17 protein-coding genes are annotated in these 21138 nt (G+C 32.0%); 9 read left to right on the forward strand and 8 right to left on the reverse strand.

The genetic code is table 11. From position 1 onward, the window contains the following. Positions 1–5 precede the first annotated feature (5 nt). The 3 genes from ABD011_RS08505 to ABD011_RS08515 all read right to left on the reverse strand — a co-directional run bounded on the left by ABD011_RS08505 (position 6) and on the right by ABD011_RS08515 (position 1573). Positions 6–422 carry a DUF1348 family protein gene (locus ABD011_RS08505; protein ID WP_343797452.1) on the reverse strand — a complete coding sequence of 139 codons (417 nt, stop codon included), beginning with the start codon at positions 420–422 and terminating at the stop codon, positions 6–8. 87 nt (positions 423–509) lie between these two features. Continuing rightward, positions 510–959: a hypothetical protein gene (locus ABD011_RS08510; protein ID WP_208325370.1), complete on the reverse strand. Its 450-nt coding sequence runs from the start codon at positions 957–959 to the stop codon at positions 510–512. A 68-nt stretch (positions 960–1027) separates the two neighbouring features. Next, complete coding sequence (locus ABD011_RS08515) at positions 1028–1573, reverse strand: carboxymuconolactone decarboxylase family protein (protein ID WP_131507464.1); 546 nt, start codon at positions 1571–1573, stop codon at positions 1028–1030. Between the two features lie 346 nt (positions 1574–1919). Here ABD011_RS08515 and ABD011_RS08520 point away from each other — a divergent pair, with 346 nt between their 5' ends. The 8 genes from ABD011_RS08520 to ABD011_RS08555 all read left to right on the forward strand — a co-directional run bounded on the left by ABD011_RS08520 (position 1920) and on the right by ABD011_RS08555 (position 11233). Beyond that, positions 1920–5474: a PAS domain S-box protein gene (locus ABD011_RS08520; protein WP_343797455.1), complete on the forward strand. Its 3555-nt coding sequence runs from the start codon at positions 1920–1922 to the stop codon at positions 5472–5474. A 191-nt stretch (positions 5475–5665) separates the two neighbouring features. Next, positions 5666–6079, forward strand: coding sequence for a hypothetical protein (locus ABD011_RS08525; protein WP_343797457.1), 414 nt, complete (start codon positions 5666–5668; stop codon positions 6077–6079). Positions 6080–6082: 3 nt separating this feature from the next. After that, a complete protein-coding gene (locus ABD011_RS08530; protein WP_343797459.1) occupies positions 6083–6502 on the forward strand; it encodes a DUF7793 family protein in 420 nt (139 codons plus the stop codon). Further along, positions 6489–7292: a PAS domain-containing protein gene (locus tag ABD011_RS08535; RefSeq protein WP_343797461.1), complete on the forward strand. Its 804-nt coding sequence runs from the start codon at positions 6489–6491 to the stop codon at positions 7290–7292. Before ABD011_RS08530 ends, ABD011_RS08535 begins: the two co-directional genes overlap by 14 nt. 32 nt (positions 7293–7324) lie before the next feature. Then, positions 7325–7798, forward strand: a complete 474-nt coding sequence (locus ABD011_RS08540) for a response regulator (protein WP_262732942.1) — start codon at positions 7325–7327, stop codon at positions 7796–7798. Positions 7799–7831: 33 nt separating this feature from the next. After that, positions 7832–9430 carry an ABC transporter permease gene (locus ABD011_RS08545; protein WP_343797463.1) on the forward strand — a complete coding sequence of 533 codons (1599 nt, stop codon included), beginning with the start codon at positions 7832–7834 and terminating at the stop codon, positions 9428–9430. After that, positions 9393–9797, forward strand: a complete 405-nt coding sequence (locus ABD011_RS08550) for a T9SS type A sorting domain-containing protein (RefSeq protein ID WP_343797465.1) — start codon at positions 9393–9395, stop codon at positions 9795–9797. Before ABD011_RS08545 ends, ABD011_RS08550 begins: the two co-directional genes overlap by 38 nt. Positions 9798–9799: 2 nt before the next feature. Beyond that, a complete protein-coding gene (locus ABD011_RS08555) occupies positions 9800–11233 on the forward strand; it encodes a cell wall anchor protein (protein ID WP_343797467.1) in 1434 nt (477 codons plus the stop codon). A gap of 50 nt (positions 11234–11283) precedes the next feature. Here ABD011_RS08555 and ABD011_RS08560 read toward each other — a convergent pair whose 3' ends face one another. Genes ABD011_RS08560 through ABD011_RS08580 form a run of 5 tightly spaced genes read right to left on the reverse strand, consistent with a single transcriptional unit; the run spans position 11284 to position 18103 of the window. Continuing rightward, a complete protein-coding gene (locus ABD011_RS08560) occupies positions 11284–11886 on the reverse strand; it encodes a TetR/AcrR family transcriptional regulator (protein ID WP_134200152.1) in 603 nt (200 codons plus the stop codon). A gap of 2 nt (positions 11887–11888) precedes the next feature. Next, positions 11889–13286, reverse strand: coding sequence for an efflux transporter outer membrane subunit (locus ABD011_RS08565; RefSeq protein WP_343797469.1), 1398 nt, complete (start codon positions 13284–13286; stop codon positions 11889–11891). A gap of 6 nt (positions 13287–13292) precedes the next feature. Then, positions 13293–16430, reverse strand: coding sequence for an efflux RND transporter permease subunit (locus ABD011_RS08570; protein WP_343797471.1), 3138 nt, complete (start codon positions 16428–16430; stop codon positions 13293–13295). Between the two features lie 28 nt (positions 16431–16458). Then, positions 16459–17598 (reverse strand): efflux RND transporter periplasmic adaptor subunit, encoded by a 1140-nt coding sequence (locus tag ABD011_RS08575; RefSeq protein WP_343797473.1) that lies wholly within the window; start codon positions 17596–17598, stop codon positions 16459–16461. Positions 17599–17602: 4 nt separating this feature from the next. Beyond that, positions 17603–18103, reverse strand: a complete 501-nt coding sequence (locus tag ABD011_RS08580) for a GbsR/MarR family transcriptional regulator (protein ID WP_131507446.1) — start codon at positions 18101–18103, stop codon at positions 17603–17605. Between the two features lie 197 nt (positions 18104–18300). On the opposite strand from ABD011_RS08580, the gene ABD011_RS08585 reads away from it, so the two are divergent. Then, positions 18301–21114: a helix-turn-helix and ligand-binding sensor domain-containing protein gene (locus tag ABD011_RS08585; protein ID WP_343797475.1), complete on the forward strand. Its 2814-nt coding sequence runs from the start codon at positions 18301–18303 to the stop codon at positions 21112–21114. Positions 21115–21138: the final 24 nt, after the last annotated feature.

Consider the following 21138-nt stretch of genomic DNA (forward strand, 5'->3'; position numbering starts at 1 on the left):
AGGTTTTATAATCGTCTGTCGCTTTCTTCAATTTTTAAATCATTTATGCTTGCGTAGCGCTTTTGCATAAGCCCATTTTCGTCAAATTCCCAAAGCTCATTTCCGTAGGCTCTATACCATTGGTCGTTATTATCTTGAAATTCATACTCAAACCTTACAGCCATTCTATTGTTTTTAAATCCCCAAAGCTCTTTTTTTAGTTTGTAGTGTTTTTCGTTATTCCATTTTTTGGTTAAAAACGCAATAATTTCAGTTCTTCCGTTAATAAACTGAGTTCTATTTCTCCATTCAGAATCTATAGTATATGCTTTAGATACTTTTACTGGATCTTTAGAGTTCCAAGCATCTTCAGCCATTTGTACTTTTAATCTTGCCGTTTCTTCATTAAATGGAGGAATTGGGTGTTTTATTTCTGTATTCATTTTTAATGTGTTTTTGGTTGTGTTAACAACCTTCTTCATTTTGATTTTAGAATGAAAAAGGTTGTTTGTGTATTGGATTAATTATCATTAGGCTTTTATTGTGGCTTTACTACTTAGTTCTTGTTGTTGAAATTTATGAATAAAGAACCATAAAGGAACACCATATGCTAAGTGCCTTACCATTGAAACTATTGGTAGCATTGCTCCAGCTTCTAAACCAGCAACGCCAGCACCTAAAAGTGGAAACATAAAAAACCAAACGAGTGCTATGGTTTCTGCAATTACAAAAATTTGAGCTCTAAGCCAATTAGGACCAATTAATGATGGTGCTATTCCTGCGTATAAAACAGCTAATAATATACCGTTAGAGTAATGACCAAATACACCATACGCTAAACCTAATCCTGTTTTTTCTCCTATTATTCCTGCAATATCCCACCATGTTCCTGTGAATAAAAGACCTATCAAATCAAAAGCTAAAGTCCCTGTGATACCTGCTAAAATGGCATTTCGCCAATTAATACTATGTGTTTTCATTGTGTTTTGTTTTAATGAGTTATAAAGAGCCTCTTCAACAAGAAAAGACTCTGTTTTTTTAGAATGTTTTAAATACTTTCAGCAATAGGAAAGTCTACTGGCACTTTAGTTAGGTTGTGTAAATAGTTCATTGCTGTTTTGTCACTTACTTGAAGAATAACATCTACAAGGTTTTCTTTGGTATAACCTTGAGCAAAGAAATCAGCAACATTTTCATTACTAGCTTTTCCTCTGTTTTCAGTGATATCAGCTGCTAATTTTACTAAAGCGTTTAGTTTAGCGTTATCACTTGTTCCTTTTCTAATGTCTAGTAATTGCTCGTCGCTAAACCCGTTCATTTTACCAAGTACTAAATGTGCACTTTGGCAATACACACATTCGTTTACCTGACTTACAATAAGGTTTACAGCTTCTTTTTCTTTGTTGTTTAAAGAGGTTTTAGCGTTTTGGTAGTCTAAAAAGCGTTTTAAACCATTATCAGAATATGCTATTGTAGCATAAAGATTTGGAACAAAGCCTAGAGCTTTGTTTAAATTGTCAAAAATTTCTTGATTGTTTTGAGATACTTCTTCTCGTGTTGGAACTTTAAATTCCGTTGCAGTTAAATTTTCCATTTTTTTATATTTTAAATTGTTTGTCATTATTGACACTGCAAATTTGAAGAAGAAAACAATGTGTTAAAATGGACAATTTTCGCCTATGAATGGATAATTTTCTTTTAAGATAATTTTAACTGTTGTATTTTGATTAACAGTGCTTTACGTTTTTTTAAATTGCTAACTTACTGTTGAGTGGATTAAAAAAGACCGATAAATATTTCTTTTGTCCTTTTATCGATTAAATTAGTTTTTTTATGATAAAAGAAGTACTTTAATTTCTTAAATACTTTCTTATATAGTAAGCGGTATTTTTTCAGGTGTTAATTCAACAAAGCGCATTAGAGGGATTAAATATGTTTTTATGAGCAACACAAAGAAAAAATTACTTCTAGAGCTACAGAATTCCTATGGGTTTTCTGAAAATTTTATTGAATCCTTACAGGATGGACTTTTAATTACTGACACCCAAGGGGAAGTTTTAATGGTCAATGCTGCGGCTTGTAGTATAACAGGATTTAATAAAAATGAGTTACTAAATATTAAAACTCCATTTCCATTTTGGCCAAAAAAATATATTAATGAGTTTAACCAGAGGTTTAAAGATTTTCAAGAGGATCATTTAAAACGTGAATTTGAAGCTGTTTATAAGCATAAAAAAGGAGAAGAATTTCCTGTTTTAGTTTTTTTGGCTGCCATAAAAAATACTAAGTCTAAAGTAATAGCTTATCTTAAATATTTTCAATCAATTTCTGATCTTGATTATGATATAGAGTCACTCGAGCTATCTAATAAAGACATTTTTTCGGTTTTAAATTATAGAAAACGATATCTCAATTTAATGCTAGAGCGAAACATTTCCTCGCAAATAGAAAGTACATTAAATAATATTTCTGATGGATTAGTGTCGTTTGACACCAATCTTTGTTACACTTATGCAAACAATAGAGCAGGAGAAATTCTAGGTAAATCACCAAAAGAACTAATAGGAAAGCACGTTTGGACAGTATTTCCTGAAGCTGTAGGTTTGCCAACTTACAACGCATTTTACAAAGCTATTGAGACAAAAGAAACCCAATATTTTGAGGATTATTACGAGCCTTTGAATAAATGGTTTGCCAATAAGGTGTATCCGCATGCTGATGGATTGACTTTGTATTTTATTGACATAACACCACAAAAAATTGCAGAACGTTTAATAGCCAAAAGTGAAAAATACTTAAACAATATTATTAATAAAATAGGAGACCCTGTTTTTGTTAAGGATGAGCATAGTAAAGTTATTTTAGCTAATAATGAGTTTTGTAAAATGTTTGATTCACCTAGAGACTATATAATAGGAAAAACACTTGTAGAAGATGTTGAGCCTGAAGAGGCCGAATTAGCATTAAAAATAGATAGGCATGTTTTAAAGACAGGAGAAGAGAATGTTAATGAAGAAACCTTAACATTAAGAGGAGGAGAAACACAATATTTATCGACTAAAAAAACTCGCTTTTTAGATGAAGAAGGTAATAAGTTTCTTGTTGGAATTATTAGAGATGTTACCAAACAAAAAAAGGCTGAATTAGAAATAAAAGAAGCTAGAGACTATTCTGAATCTTTAATAGAATCAATGAACGAAGGGTTAATTGTGTTCAATATGGAAACCGAAATAACCAAAGTGAATCCTTCGTTTTGTAAGATGTCTGGTTTTACTGAAGAAGAATTGATTGGTCAGCAATGTCCATATCCTTTTTCACCACCAGAAATTGAAGATGAGTCCAACCTTCGTCACGAACAAATAGAAAGAGGAGAAGAACTAAATAATTTTGAAACCATATACATGCGTAAAGACGGAACCCGTTTTAATGTTGATGTAATGGTTTCTAGTATTGAAGACTCTGATGGAACTATAAAATCTTATTTTGGAACAATAATAGATACTACTGAACGAAAAAGAGCAGAACTCGATTTAAGAGCAGCCAAAGAGTTTACTAGTAACCTTGTTATGTCCATGCAAGAAGGTTTAATTATAACTAATCTTGAAGGGGAAGTTATAATGGTTAACGACTCAACTTGTAAAATTCTAGGATACTCCAAAGAAGAATTGGTTGGAATGCAATTACCTTACTCATTTACTAAAAAAGAGGATTACAATAAAATTCTTGTTGATAAAAAAAGAATAGAAGCAGGAGAGTCTCCATCACTTCAATATGAAATTATAAGAAAAAATGGAGAGCAGTTTTTAGCATCATTTTTAACAGGAGCTATTAAAAACGAAACTGGAGAAATTACAGCTTTATTTGGAACAATGAAAGATATTTCAGAGGAAGAAAAAGCTAAAAAAATATTAGAAGAACGTGCAATACAGTCTTCACAAAAAAAAGATGTAATTTTAAAATTAGCTGAATTAGTAGGACACGATTTTAAATCTTCATTAAAGACAATTACTAAACTATCTGCCGAAACATTAAATGTTTGTCGTGTAAGTATTTGGAGTTTTAATGATAATAATAATGCGATACATTGTGAGCAATTATATGAATTAAAATCAAACTCTTATGAAAAAAACTTCACCATAAATTATGAGGACAACCCAAACTATTTTAAGGCTTTAGAAAGCAATAAATCTATTTTAGTGGTTGATGCCCAAAACGATAACATCACCAAGCGGTTTTCAGAAAAATACCTTAAACCTAATAAAATTAAATCGTTAATGGATGTGTTTATAAACAGCACAACTGGGTATTATGGTATAATTTGTTTTGAGCATGTTGGTGAGGAGACTAGAGATTGGACTATTGAAGAACAAGAGTTTGCAAGTTCTATAGCTAATGTGGTGTCCTTAATGGTAGAGAGTTATGAACGTAAAATAGCCGAAGAAACAATAGCGAAAACAAATACTCAGCTTTTAGAGGCTAATAAAGAGTTGAATGAATTAAAAAAGCAGTTAGAACAAGAGAACGTTTATTTAAGAAATGAGTTAGACCTTGTCTTCAATTATGAAGAAATGGTATATGGTAGTGTTGAGTTTAGTAATGTGTTGACAGAAGTAGAGCGTGTTGCTCCAACAAATGCTACTGTATTATTGTTAGGAGAATCTGGTACAGGTAAAGAGCTATTAGCGAGAGCAATTCACAATACAAGTAACCGAAATAATAAACCGTTAATAAAAGTAAACTGTTCAGCTATTCCAAGGGAGTTGATTGAGAGCGAGTTGTTTGGACATAAAAAAGGGTCGTTTACAGGAGCATTTAGTGATAAAGTAGGAAAATTTGAACTTGCTGATGGTGGAACGCTTTTTTTAGATGAAATAGGAGAACTTCCAATAGACATGCAACCTAAAATTTTAAGATTCTTACAAGAAGGCGAAATTGAGGTAGTAGGAGGAGTTGGCTTAAAAAAGCTAGATGTTAGAGTTATTGCAGCTACAAACAGAAACCTTAAAGAAGAAATTGAGAAAAAACAATTTAGGGAAGACTTGTATTTTAGGCTTAACGTGTTCCCTATTAGTATTCCGCCATTGAGAGATCGTAAAGAGGATATTCCTCTATTGGTTGAGCATTTTGTAGATAAATTCAATAAAGCTTATGAAAAGCAAATAAAGTATATTTCTGATGAAGCTATGGCTCAAATGAAGACTTATAATTGGCCTGGGAATATTAGAGAGCTAGAAAACTTAATAGAAAGAGCTGTAATACTAACAAGCACAGAAACTTTAATGATACCAGGTTTTGAAACTTCAACGCAAAAATCAAAACAACGTATCAATAGTAAGGACTTATCTTTAAACTCTGTTTTAAAAGCTCACATATTAGAAGTGTTAGAAAGTTGTAACTGGAAAATTAGTGGTCTAAAAAGCGCTTCAGATGTATTGGGACTAAAACCTAGTACCTTACGTGATAAAATGACCAAACTAGGAATACAAAAACCTTAACGTAATACTCACGGTATTCCGTGAGTATCTTTTCTTTCCATAAAAAAAACACGGTATTCCGACACGTTTTATTTTCATTGAAAAAAACTCAATGTTTTTAAGTGTTTGAAAATCAATGAATTGTATTTGTTTTTCTTTCTGAGGTCATTTTTTGGCATTGGTATTGTCTTAAATGATTCAAATTCAGGATAATGACGAGTGAAATACGAATAGATGATTTTAGATTTAAGGTTGAAGACAATATTATTTATTGTGAGGTAAGTAATAGTTATGACTCTAACCAAACGGAAGCTGCTGTTGAAAAAATCTTCTCTAAAGTAATAGCTTCATTATCAGGAGGAAAATATATGCCTATTATCATAAATATTGAAAATGTAGGGTTTTTTAAAGCTATTAAGATATTTAAGTTTTTAGTGAATAACTCAATACTTAATTCTTTAGTGCTTTCTAAGACATTTTTAGTTGATAGTTATCTTTTAAAAGGAGTGTTAACTGTTTATAGTTTTATGTGTAACCCTATAATTCCAGATAGAGTATTTAAGACGTTAAGGATGGCAATAAGGCATTGCGATAAAAACAATATTATTTTCAACGGATTAAGTTAAAGTATGGATAATCATAAAGTTGTGAAAGTAGGTAATACTAAATTTTGGATTGAAGATGGTATACTTTTTTGTCAATTTTTAAGTACGGATAATTACAGCAAATTAGATTTGAATAAAGTAGAAGAATATATAAAAGCAATTGAAAAAATGTGTCAGGGTAATCCAATGCCTTTTGTTGTAGATATAAGAGGTGTTAAAGGAGCCTTTACACCTGAAGCAGGAAATTTAATGGCTAATTCCCCAATTTTAAAAAGTTTAAGAATTTCTGAAGCTTTTATTCTTAATTCTATTGGCGCAAAACTTTTAATTGCTTCTTATAAAAGAATATACGATTCTACTACACCTCATGGCATTTTCGGTGACATTAGATTAGCAAAACAATATTGTACAGAAACTAAAAATGACTTTTATGGGAGAGAATAAGCTTAAAAATATAATATTATCTCAATTAGAGTCTAACTGTATGGTTACCATAACAGACGATTTAGGAAGAGTAGAGTATGCTAATAATGTTTTTTGTAAAACACTAGAGTATGATAGTGATAAAGTAGTAGGAGAATCGCATACACTTTTTAAGTCTCATTTGCATTCAGATCCTTTGTATAAAGGGTTATGGCGAACTTTAAAAATGGGAAAAACATGGAAAGGTACTCTAAGCGAAACCTTATCTAATGGTAAAGAAATTTGGTTAGATGCAACGATAATTCCATTTAAAACTAAAAAAGAAAAACATACAAGGTATTTAGCAATATATAATGACGTTACCCAATATAAATTAGACAATAAAAACTTAAAAGAAGAAAACATAAAAAGCAAAACACTTTTTAACAATATGCCTGTTTATGTTTTTACAATTACCAAACACGGAAAAATATTAAATGTTAGTAAAGAATGTTACAATAAAAGCATTCAAGATTTGATAAATACATATATTTATGACTATATTAACATTGATTTTTTTGAAGTTTTTAAGAGAAATATTGATTACGTATTCATTAACAAGACTTTAAGTGAATTTGAAAGTTATGACCTTGATGCAAATGGAAAAAAAATAAACTATTCTACACTAGTTTCCCCAAATTTTAATGAACTAGGAATTGTAGTTTCAGCAACTTTAATTATAAAACAAAACCTTAAAAAAAATATTATAAATGAAATAGAAGAATTAAGAGCAAGTACTTTAAAAACCCCAAAGGAGTACTCATCTCTTTAACCCTAAATAACTAACTTTAAAACTCCCTACTTATGAAGTTGAACATTATGTTAATTGACGATAATAAAATTGATTTATTTGTTAGTCAAAAAACAATTGAAAAGGTTGTGCCAGATTGCAATGTGCGAACCTTTGTAAACGCAAATTCTGCGCTTAAGTTTTTGCAAATTCTAGACGGTAAAACTGTTTACCCAACGCTTTCCTTACCAGACATCATTTTACTAGACATTAGTATGCCTTTTATGGATGGTTTTCAATTTTTAGAAGAATTTAAAAAACTAAAGAAGCCTAAAAGGAAAGAGATAAAAATTTATATGCTCTCAGCTACAACTAACCTAAAAGATGTTATAAAGGCAAAAAACGAATTACTCTGTGAAGATTTAATCTACAAGCCTTTAAGAAAAGATCATTTATATAAGGTGTTTTCTAAAATTGAAACCTATTCAAGTAACTGTAAATATCACAAAGAAAATTATAACTCTGATGCTTTAAGAATTACACCTTAACCCAATCTACTTTATTAACTATAGCCTTTTTTTATGAAGAAAAACTACACTAAAATATGTTTTCTTGCTCTTTTTTGCTTTTCGTTTGGGTACTCGCAAATCTCAAATGAAGGAGTATTTGAAATCTCAGCATCAACTGATGTTTATTTTGAAAATGAATACACTAATAAAACAACAGGAACTCATAACAACGATGGTAATTTATACCTAAACAACAACTTTGTAAACAACGGAACTACAACCTCCACTTCAGGAACTACTTATTTTAAAAGTGCGAGTAATCCTTTGTTAAGCATTTCAGGATTATCTAATGAAATTAACTTTTACAACTTAGAAGTTGATGTAACAGCAACTAACACTAAAGGACTTTCAGTAAACGATGGATTTGCTTTAAATGTAGAAAATGCTGTAAATTTTACAAGTGGAGATATTAGACTTGTAGGAGAAGCACAACTAATCCAAGCGCACTCTGGTGTTGATGCTAATACAATTACATCAGGAAAGTTGTTAATTGACCAACAAGGATACTCATCAGCCTATAAGTTTAACTATTGGTCGTCTCCAATTAACAATGGTGGTACATTTTCACTATTAGGCGGAAAGTTTGATGGTACAGATTCTAGTATTAATTCATTTAATCCACAACAAGCTTCATTTAATTCTGGTTCGCCATACAATGGTTTGCCATCAGTAGTTGACGGATCTGATAATGTAATTACACCTTTGACCATTAATACCTATTGGTTGTATCAGTACATGCAAGGTACAGGAGCATATTCTGATTGGGTAAGTTTAGATGAAAACAGCACTTTAAACCCTGGACAAGGTTATACCATGAAAGGGACAAACACTCTATTGTCAGAACAAAATTATGTGTATTATGGTGCGCCAAATAATGGAGATTATTCGTTTGCAATAAACTCAGGAGAGCAATCATTGTTAGGGAATCCGTATCCTTCTGCACTTGATTCTGAAAAGTTTATTAATGATAATATTTTACTTCTAGATGCGCTTTACTTTTGGGTTGATGGAGGATCAACTTCTCATGCTTTAACCGATTATTTAGGAGGTTATGCAATAAGAAATTTAACAGGAGGTACACCTCCTTCAATAGCATCACCTTTAATAAGTGGACTAGGTAGCTCAGGTAGTGTTACAGCTCCAAAACAATATGTGCCAGTTGGTCAGGGCTTTTTTGTTGAAGCTTATGGTACAGGTTCTATTGTGTTTAATAACTCTCAAAGAGCATTTAAGTCTGAAGTAGTTGAAGAGTCTATTTTTTATAGTACAACAGATAGTAACCAGCAAGAATCAGTTAAACAATACATTAGACTAGGTTACGAAGATCCAGAAGGATTTCACAGGCAATTACTACTTGGTTTTTTACCAAACTCACCAGCTGATATAAACTATAACTTGGGTTATGATGCACTGCTAAATAGACATAGAGAAGATGATATGTTTTTTATTATTGATAACGACTTAACTAAAAAATATGCAATTCAAGGTTTAGATGATTATCAAAATACGTTAGAGTTCCCTATAGGTATTTTAATTTCTGAAAATGGAACACATAATATCATGATTGATGCTCTTGAAAACTTTTCTGATAAATGTTTATTTAAAAGATAATGTATTAAACACTACTCATAATTTAACCGAGTCTAGCTACAGTGTTAATTTACCAATAGGCGAATATTTAGATAGATTTTCAATAGTATTTATGCCGCAAGCAACTTTATCTAATAATGACAACGATATTGAAAATGTCAAAATTTATTATGATGGTAATGAGCATATAATTATAAGCAATGCAAATAGAGTAGAACTTAAATCTATAAAAGTATTTAATGTATTAGGTCAAGAAATATTAGCCTTAAATAAGGGCCTTAATAATAAAACAAACATATCAATTCCATTTAGTGAAAGTGATGGAGTTTATATTGTACAGATAGAAACAATTAATAGCAAACACACCCAAAAAATCTTAAACTACTAGTTATGAAAAAAATAAAATTTATAATCTCTATTATAACCTTATGCATAGGTTTTAATTACAACGGTTTTTCTCAAGTTGGAATTGGAACAACCAATCCAGATCCTTCTTCAATGTTAGATATAAGCTCTACGGAAAAAGGAATGTTAACACCACGAATGACCACTACTCAAAGAACTGCAATTTCTAGTCCAGCTGAAGGGCTTTTGGTATTCGATACCGATGAAAATGTGTTTTATTTTTATAATGGAGGAAGTTGGTTGCCATTAGAGGGAGCAGAAACTAGAACTAATTATAAGTTGGTTAAAAGTGTTGCTGATTTATCTGATGAATTATCAGGTGGAAAATATGTTTTAAACGAAAATTACTTATATGAAATCAACGGAACAATACTAATAGATAACCCAATAGATTTAAATGGAGCATATATTGAAGGACATGACACAGGAGAAGATATTCTTGTAAATAATACAGGTTCAGCTTTGTTTAGTGGTAGTAAAGGTGGACGTATTAAAGATGTTGTGATTAGTGGTAATGGACAACAAGTTTTTGATATCACAGGGTCTGGAGCAGAAAGTGTTGTTGGATATAGTGTAATTATTAATGGAGCATCTTCAATAGGAACATTAAGTAACTTAGGTATAGTATATTTTGAGGTGTTTCAGCTCATTAACTCTAGTGATGGTATTGATGCTTCAAATATCACGTCTTTGTATATGGATAAAGTGTTTTGGACTGATACTAATTCAGGTACTTTTTTAACTCTTTCAGGTGCTTTTGATAATTTGCAATTGGCTAATGGAAGAGTTGTAGCTGATTCAGGAGAAACAGGAATTGATTTAAGTGCAAACCCTACAATTAATATTTCTGCTTCGCTTTCTGAAATAAGTTTTACAGGTGCAGGAACAAGAGTGAACCCATATACAGTAGGAACATATCCTGGTTATAACTTCACTACAGCTTGGGATGTGGATTGTCCAGGAATTCAATTAGAAACTGATAATGTAGCAAGTGGAGATATACATCTAGATGCACCAATTGGTAGTGGCTTTGAAACAGATTTTGGGTCAATAGGATCAGGAGTTGAGACAAAGCTTGTAGGAACCTCAACATCTAATAACTTATTTAGATTTAGTGCTCCTGTTGATAATAGAATTGTTTATGATGGTGTTAAGACTAGAAACTTTCACATATCATCTAGTATTTCTTTTCAAGGTGATAACAATAACTCAATTTATATCTTCTATATAGCAAAAAATGGAAGTGTTTTAGAAGATACCAAAGTTTATAGAGAAATTGGAGCAAATAATGATGTAGGAGCTGTGTCTGTTGTGGGTTCAGTTGAATTGTCTCAAGGCGATTACATAGAGGTTTGGGCCGAAAAATTCTCTGGAGGAGGTAGTTTGCTTGTGGTTTCTTTAAACCTAATAGCTCAATAATAAAGTAAGTGTTTTTTTGAATTGATTAGTAGAGAAGTCTCCTTTTTGTATTAAAAGGAGGCTTTTTTAAAATGAGGATTTTCGTAATTAGGATTAATAATTCCTTTTAAACTAAAAATCACAAAATGATTTAAAAGCTCATCATTACTGTAAGTGTCAAAAAGCGTATTGTCTTTAAAAGCAATTTCTTCAAACCTCTTAAAATACAACTCACAAAACAATTTTATATTCACATCACTACTAATAAACTTAAATACTTGAGCTTTTTGTAGTAGCCCATAAACAATTTCGTTTACAAACTCATCTCTAAAATCATCAAAGACTTTATTGGCTTCAGGGTAATATTTTTTTAAGCCAAAAATAAACGAAGGTTTAAAGTGTTTTAAATACTCAAACCCTCGTTTGTACAATAGTATAATACAAGAAAGAGGGTCTTGTTCTTTAGCTATTATTTCCTTTATATTTTCATTAAAAGAGTCTATCAAACACGTAACACTAGCTATAACAAGCTCCTCTTTACTACTGTAATATTTGTAAATAGTTTTTTTTGAAATACCCAAACAGTGCGCCAACTCGTCCATAGTAAAACGCTTGCTTCCAAAGGTGGTAAAATTAGCCACCGAACATTCCAAAAGTTCTTCTTTACTTATCATTATTATTTCCAGCCACCACCAAGTGCTTCATACAAATTAACAACACTTAATAACTGCTGTAGTTTATTATCAATAACATTCAATTCAGCATTTAAAGCGCTTTCTCTTGCAGTTAATAGGTCTAAGTAATTTGCATAACCATTTTTAAGTAATTCCTCAGAATTTGCTTCAGCTTGTCGTAGCGCTTCAACTTCATTTTGCCTGTATTCAAATTTTTCAGTTTCAGCATCATAATCGTATAATGCATTTGATACTTCGTTACCAGCTGTTAGTAAAGTCTTTTTAAAGTTTAATAAGGCTTGTTCTTGTTGAGAAACAGCTACTTCATGCTGAGTTTTAATTTGTCTCTTGTTAAATATTGGCTGTGTTAATCCTCCAACAAGAGTAGCGAACAATGAATTGGCATTAAATAATTCATCTAATTCTAAACTTTGAAATCCGCCACTTGCTGTTAAGGTTAACGATGGGTAAAAATTACTTCTAGCAACATTGGTTAATTCAAAGGCATTAATTAAACTATATTCGGCAGCAATAACATCAGGTCTGTTGCTAAGTAGAGTAGCAGGAATACCTAACTTAATATCAGCATTTAACTGCTGTTGAGTTAATGCACTTCGGTTAACAGTTTCTGCTGGTCTTCCTAATAATAAATTAAAAGCATTTTCAGTTTTAAAAATAGCAACTTCCAAATCTACTTTTAGTGCTTTTGCATTATTGTATTGTGCTATATTTTGGTCCACTGCAACTTGAGTCACTTGTCCAGCATCTTTAAGCGCTTTAATGGTGTACACACTGCTATCTCTTGTTGCAATAGTTTGATTTGTAATTTCCAATTGAGCATCTAAAGCTAACAATTGGTAGTAGGTTGAAGCAATAGCTGAAACTAATTGTGTTTTAACAGCTTGATGAGCTGCAACTGTTTGTAAATAGCTAGCTTCGCCAGCACGTTTATTACTTCTTATCTTTCCCCAAATGTCAGCTTCCCAAGATAAACTTCCTGAAAGTTCATATTGATCTAAAGATGAAAACAAACCACCAAACTGACTGTTTTCAGATAACTCTTGATGGGTTACCTGTGCATTTGCGTTTAATGTTGGAAAATAACCAGCTTTACCTTGTTTCATGTAAGCTTCAGCAGCAGCTATTTGTTGAATAGCCACACGAATGTCCAAGTTGTTTTGAAGACCTTCTTCAATATATTGTTTTAAGTAAGTGTCAGAGAACATATCTTTCCATGATACATCTGCCATAGACAAACTATCTTGTGGTAAGTTATCAGTTCTGTACAAATGTTCTGTTTCATCTAATTCAGGACGTGTATAGTCCTTTGCAACAAAACAGCTTTGTAAAGTTGTGGCCATAACGACCACAACTAAGGTTTTATTTATTATAGAGTTCATAATTAATTAAGCTTCTTTAGTTTCAATAACGGATTTACGCGATACTTTTTCTTGTAACCATTGGAAAAAGATGAATAAAATTGGGATAACAAATACACCTAATAGGGTTCCTATTAACATACCACCAGCTGCACCTGTACCAATAGAATTGTTTCCTTCGGCACCAACACCTTTGGCTAATACTAGCGGCATTAACCCAAGTATAAAGGCGAATGATGTCATTAAAATTGGTCGTAAACGTGCTTTGGCACCATGAATAGCTGCATCTACTATACCTTCACCTTGTTTACGTCTTTGCAATGCAAACTCAACAATAAGTATGGCGTTTTTAGCCAACAAACCAACCAGCATTATCAGTGCAATTTGGAAGTAAATATTGTTTTCCAACCCGAAGAATTTTGTACTTATATACGCACCAAATACACCAAATGGTAGCGATAATAAAACCGAAAATGGTAAAATATAACTCTCGTACTGCGCACTTAATAAGAAATACACAAACAGAATACTTAAGATGAAAATAAACGTAGTTTGGTTACCTGCATTTACCTCTTCTCGTGTTAAACCAGAATATGCAACGGTGTAATTACTTGGTAATTTTGCTACTTCTTCTTCAATCACTCTAATGGCATCACCTGTACTAAATCCAGGATTAGTTGCACCTGTTATATTTGTTGAATTAAATAGGTTGAAACGCGTTACCGATTGCGGACCATACACACGTTTTAAGGTTACAAACTGTGTAATTGGCGTCATTTCACCAGAACTTGTTCTCACATACATACTGTTAAGGTCGTTTTCATCTGCTCTGTCTTCTGGTAACGATTGAATGTATACACGATACTGTTTACCAAATCGACTAAAATCTGAAGCGTAAATTCCACCAATATAACCTTGAAGCGTCCCGAAAATGCTGTTAATAGCCACACCTTTTTCTTTTGCTAAAGGCACATTAACTTCCATTTCGTATTGCGGATAATTAGTATTGAATGCTGATTGCGCATACTGAATTTCAGGATGACTCATTAAGGCTGCTGCAAATTCTTGGTTTGCTTTATCTAAATCGGTAAACTCACCACCAAATTTATCTAATAAATTCACCTCAAAACCAGCTGAGTTACCAAAACCACGAATACTTGGTGGCGAGAAGAAAATAATTTTTGCTTCTGGAATGGTAGCCGCAATACCAAATAATTTACCAGTTATGGCTTGTGCAGATAAGGCTTCTGATTCTCTTTCAGACCAATCGTCTAACTTCACGAAACCAATACCAAAGTTACTACCAGCACCACTAATTAAGCTTCGTCCTTTAACAAAACTAGCATCTGTAACACCATCAATGTCTTTAATTTTTGCATATAATTCTTTTGTTACTGCTTCGGTACGGTCTAATGATGCACCTGCAGGTAATTCTATGTTAGCGAAAATAATTCCTCTATCTTCATTTGGCACAAATCCTGTTGGTGTTGTTGTTGCAGCCCAGTAAATACCTACACCAGCAATGATTAATAGCATCACTGATACAAACTTGTTTTTATATAAAAACTGTAGTGACTTTCCGTATTTATTTACCGTTGCGTCAAATCCTCTATTAAACAACGTGTAGAATTTTTGAAGTGCATTTTTTCCTTTTAATTCTTCATCGTCTTTATGTTCTTTTAATAACAATGCGCATAATGCAGGACTTAACGTTAAGGCGTTTACTGCTGAAATTAAAATGGCTATAATTAAAGTAACACCAAACTGCTCGTAAAATACACCTGTAGGACCAGTTACAAAAGTTACCGGAATAAATACCGCTGCCATTACCAGTGTAATAGAAATAATAGCACCCGAAATTTCACTCATAGCCTTTAAAGTGGCGCTTTTCGGTTTTTTCTCACCACTATCCATTTTGGCGTGTACTGCTTCTACTACAACAATGGCATCATCTACCACAATACCAATAGCCAGCACTAATGCGAAAAGCGTTAATAGGTTTATGGAATAGCCAAAGACATTCAAGAAAAAGAAGGTACCAATAATCGAGACTGGTACTGCAATTGCAGGAATTAATGTAGAGCGGAAATCTTGCAAGAAGATAAATACCACTAAGAACACCAGTAAAAAGGCTTCTAAAAGTGTGCTAATTACTTTGTCCATAGATGCGTTTAAGAATAAACTTGTATCGTAAGGCACAAAGAAGTTTAAGCCATCAGGCAAACCTTGTTCTACATCGTCTAAAGTGGTTTTAATGTTTTCAATAATTTCGGCAGCGTTAGATCCTTTGGTTTGGAAAATTCCCATAAATACTGCTGGATGTCCTAAACTTGTAGCGTTAGATGAATAGGATTGCGCATCTAATTCGATATCTGCTACATCTTTTAAGCGTAAATATTCGCCATTTCCTAAGGCTTTAATTATAATATCTGCATATTGACTTTCTTGTTTAAATCGACCACTATACTTTAAAATATAAGAGAACGATTCACCATTATTTTCACCTAAAGCACCAGCTGCAGCTTCTATATTCTGCTCGTTTAAAGCAGCTGTAATATCTGATGGAATTAAGTTATAAGCTGCTAATTTTTCAGGTTTTAACCAAACACGCATTGCGTAATCTTGTTGCGAAAATACAGATACATCACCAACACCTTTAATACGCTGCATAGCAGGAATTACGTTTATTTTTAAGTAATTCTGAATAAAAGTAGCATCATAATCTTCACTATCAGAATACATAGCAATAAACATTAATGCACTAGTTTCTTGCTTTTGCGTTACAATACCAGTTTGGATAACTTCTGAAGGTAACAACGGATTTGCACGAGCTACACGGTTTTGAACATTTACCGCAGCAATGTCTGCATCCATAGTTTGGTCGAAATACACGGTAATTTCGGCAGTACCATTGTTTGATGCTGTAGAGGTAATGTACGTCATACCTTCTACACCATTAATTTGCTCTTCAATAGGCACAATAACACTCTCTAAAACGGTTTCAGCGTTGGCACCTGTATAGTTTGCTGTAACTTTAATAGTTGGAGGTGCAATATCTGGATATTCCTCTATTGGAAGGGATGTTATACTGATAACACCGAGTACAACTATAATAATAGAGATTACTGTTGAAAGGACAGGTCTTTCAATAAATGTTTTTAACATAACTAATAAATATGTTTATAAAATGATTTTAGTTTTTAAATAAGGTAGCTACTTTTTTTGTGGCTTCGCTAAATGGAATTTCTTGTGGTGCTATTGCCATACCATCACGTAATTTTGAAACACCTGAAGCTACAATTTTTGTATTAGCATCTATACCAGATTTAACTACATATAAGTTATCTACTTTGGCTTCAATTTCAATAATTTTACTGCTCACTTTGTTGTCTTCACTTAAAGTATAAATCATTACTTTTCCTTGTTGCTCATAAGTTGCAGACTGTGGTACAACTACAGCATTGTCATAAGTTGAAGGAATACGTATTTTACCACTATTTCCATTGGTTAATAACTCGTTTGGATTATTAAAAGCAGCTCTTACTTTAATGGTACCTGTTGTTTCGCTAATTTGACCAGTACTGGTTTGAATACGACCTTTTTCAGAATATATATCGCCATTTGCCAATACTAAACTAACGTCTGGCGAATTTTTGATACGCTCAGCTTTTGTTTGACCTTTCATTCGTTTTAAATGGTCTATGTATTGTGCTTCGTTTAAAGTGAAAAACGCATAGACTTTACTAATATCGCTAACCGTTGTTAGTGGTGTTCCATCAGCAGCACTTACTAAAGCACCTTCTCTAAAATTGATTGAACCTACGTAACCATCTACTGGACTCTTTACGGTTGCATAACTAATATTAGCTACAATGCTGCTATAATTAGCTTTGGCTTGAGCTAAATTGGCTTTAGCAGTTTCTAACTGTACTGAGCTAATAATGTTCTTTTCAACTAAAGGTTTAAGTTTATCTACTTCGACTTGAGCTACATTTACTTGTGCTTTTGCTGCCTCGGCATCTTGACTTAAAGATTGTGTTTCTAATCTAAAAAGAGGTTGACCTTTGCGTACTCTAGAACCTTCGTCTACCAATACTTTTTGAACGTAACCCGAAGTTTTCGCACGCACATCACTGTTTACAATACCTTCTATGTTTACAGGGTATTCATTATAGCCTTCTACTGTTTGCGTTTGAATTTGCGTTACTGGAAATGGTAAGGCTTGTTGCTGTTGTGGTGCAGCTGCTTGGGTATTGTCTTTATTACCACAGCTAACCATGACTAGAAACACACTGGCTAAGGTTAATATTGATGCTATTTTATTTGTTTTCATTGTCTTAAAGGTTAAATTTATGTTTAATTAGGTTTTCTTTTAAAATTTCTATCGAAGCTGAAGCATCTTGAACGAATCTTAAATAATCATTATGAAAGGTTAGGTCAAATTTTTCATCTTCATCTGTAATATGCTCGTTAATTGTTTCTTTGTATGCTTTCATTTCTTTATGAAGTGTAGCAACTTCTTCCCATTCTTTAATCATTTCATTAATATGATGTAAAACAGAATCTTTATTAATGATGAAATACTTTTTTCTGTCACCAGTTTTAGTGAAGTATTCAATCTTTTTTAAATCTTGTAAGTGATTTAGGTGAGTAGAAATAGTGCTTTTACTTGCACACAATACTTCTACCATCTCATCGAAAGTAGAACCTCGTTTACCAGTTAAAATCACGTACGACATTATACGTGCAGCAACTGGAGCAAGTTTTTCGCGACTTTCTAAGTGTACACCAAGTTTTTCAACTAGTGCCATTTTTTTGCTACATATATCTTTCGTCATAATACTATTTTAAAAAATTATGATGCAAAAATATATCAAGTTCGGAACAATCCGAACTAAACGAAGTTAAACAATTGTTAAATAAATTATAGAGTTGTTAAAATAACTTGACAAGTATAGCATTGACCAATGATTGTGTAATTTGAGAGTTGTGTTTTTTTATTTGTATACTTGTGTAACTAATAATATAAATTGGAGTGAAAATTAAAACCTATATACTTTCTTTTTTTCTTATAGCTATACAGTATAGTGTTTGCTTTTCTCAAGATGAATTGCCTCCAATTGAAGTATTTACTACCAAAGATTACAATGCTGGAAATCAAAATTGGTCAATCACCCAAGCAGATAATAGATATGTATATGTAGCAAATAATAAAGGTCTTCTAGAGTTTAATGGAGCAGTATGGACACTTTATAATTCACCTAACGAAACTGTTATGCGTTCAGTAAAAGCTATTAATGAGCGTATTTATACAGGTTGTTATATGGAATTTGGTTATTGGTCGCATAATCAATTTGGAACTTTAGATTATACCTCAATATCTAAAACCTTACAGCAACCACTTATTGAAGACGAACAGTTTTGGAACATCATAGGAGTTGATGATTGGGTATTGTTTCAGTCTTTAAATAGAATTTACATTTATAATATTTCAAACCAAACAATAAAGGTTATTGAATGCGAAACTGAAATTGTTAAAATGTACAAGGTAGGTAATAGTATTTACTTTCAGAAGTATGGCAAAGGTTTATTCAAGTTAGAAAACGGTTTACCTAAATTAGTAAGTAACAATGAAGTATTGAAGAGTAGTAGGATAGTAAATGTATTTCAACAAGGGCAATCATTGTTGATACATACGCAATCAGAAGGATTATTTGTTTACAATAATGATGAATTGAGAAAATGGAATATTCCTGCCAACGTTCAATTATCAAATTTCACGATTTATAGTAGCATTCAGCTTAAGGATAACAGTTTTGCTTTAGGAACAATATCAAACGGTTTATTGCATTTAACCGAAAATGGTATAATTAATTATTCCATAAGTCACGAAGATGGTTTGGGTAATAATACTGTATTATCTTTAATGGAAGATGTGGATAACAATATATGGCTTGGTCTAGATAATGGTGTTAACTGTGTTAATATTACTTCTCCGTTTAGAATTTACAATGATATAAAAGGCGATTTAGGAACTGTGTATTGTTCTGCAGTTTACAATGGAAACCTTTATTTAGGAACTAATCAAGGGCTTTTCTACAAAAAAGAAGATAGCAGCGAAGCGTTTAAATTTATTAAAGGTACTAAAGGACAGGTTTGGTGTTTAAGAGTTGTAAATGACCAATTATTTTGTGGTCATAATATGGGAACTTATGTAGTAGAAAATGATTCAGCACAATTAGTTTCCAATGTGCAAGGTACTTGGGATATTCAACCTATTAAAGATGCTGAAAACCTACTGTTACAAGGAAATTATAATGGGTTGAACATTTTAGAGAAAACATCATTAGGTTGGACTTTCAGGAATAAAATAGAAGGATTTAATAATTCATCTAAGTATTTTGAGCAATCACAAAATAATGAGATTCTAGTAAGTCATGAGTACAAAGGAGTTTTTAAAATAAAAGTTGACGAAACCTTAACCAAAGTTATTAAACTCACAAAAGATAGTACTGTAGATAAAGGCTATAATTCTAGTCTAGTAAAATTTAACAATTCAATTTATTATGCCTATAAAAAAGGGGTTTTTAAATATGATTCTGAAAACAGTACATTTCAAAGAGATTCTATATACAGTAAGTTATTTAATGAGCAAAACTACACTTCAGGAAAGTTGATTGCGCATCAAAACACGAATAGGCTTTGGAGTTTTTCTGATAAGGAACTTAACTATCTTACACCCGGGAAATTAAGTCATATCCCAGAAATACATTCAATTGCTTTACCAAGTTCTTTAAGAAATGAAATGACAGGTTATGAGAATATATCTTACTTGTATGGTCAAAAATACCTTTTAGGGTCTTCATCAGGATATATTGTAGTTGATTTAGAAAAGCTTAAAGAACGAAAGTTTAAAATAGACATCAACACAATAAAAATGAGTGCTCTTGATGGAGACCAAAGTGCTATAGATAAATCTGTGTCAGGAAATTTTGAAAATAAAGAAAACAACATAACATTCTCGTATAGTATTTCCGAATTCAACCGTTATTCTGAGGCAGAGTATCAATATCAGCTTATGGGAATTTATGATAATTGGAGTTCGTGGAGTAACTATTCTGAAGAGTCTTTCAAAAACTTACCCTACGGAAACTATACTTTTAATGTAAGAGGAAGAGTAGGTAATACTATTACAACTAATGTAGCGTCTTATAATTTTACAATTGCAAAGCCTTGGTATATAACCAATACAATGATCGTTTTATATGTGTTTAGTGTTGCGCTTTTTTCATTCTTTATGCATAATGTATATAAAAACTATTACAAAAAGCAACGTGAAAAACTATTAGAAAGGACTCAACGCGAATTAGATCTTAAGAAATTAGAAAATGAACAACAGCTTATGGCTTTTAAGAACGAAAAGCTACAACAAGACATTGATAATAAAAACCGAGAGCTGGCTATTTCTACAATGAGTTTGATAAAGAAAAATGAGTTTTTAAATAACATTAAAGATGAACTTAAAGCTGCCCAAGAAGGAAAGGGTTTAAAACCTGTTATTAAAATCATTGATAAAAACCTTAATAATACAGACGATTGGAAACTCTTCCAGGAAGCCTTTAATAATGCTGATAAAGATTTTCTTAAGAAGATTAAAGCTAAACACCCATCACTTACTCCAAACGATTTAAGATTATGTGCTTATTTGCGACTAAATTTAAGTTCAAAAGAAATAGCACCTTTACTAAATATTTCTCCTAGAAGTGTAGAAGTAAAACGATACAGGCTTCGCAAAAAAATGGAATTAGAGCATGATGTGAGCTTAACAAATTATATCTTGGATTTATAACACCCAAACAAATAGTTAAAATAC

This window comes from Gaetbulibacter jejuensis, from assembly GCF_039524015.1.
Lineage (GTDB): Bacteria > Bacteroidota > Bacteroidia > Flavobacteriales > Flavobacteriaceae > Gaetbulibacter_B > Gaetbulibacter_B jejuensis.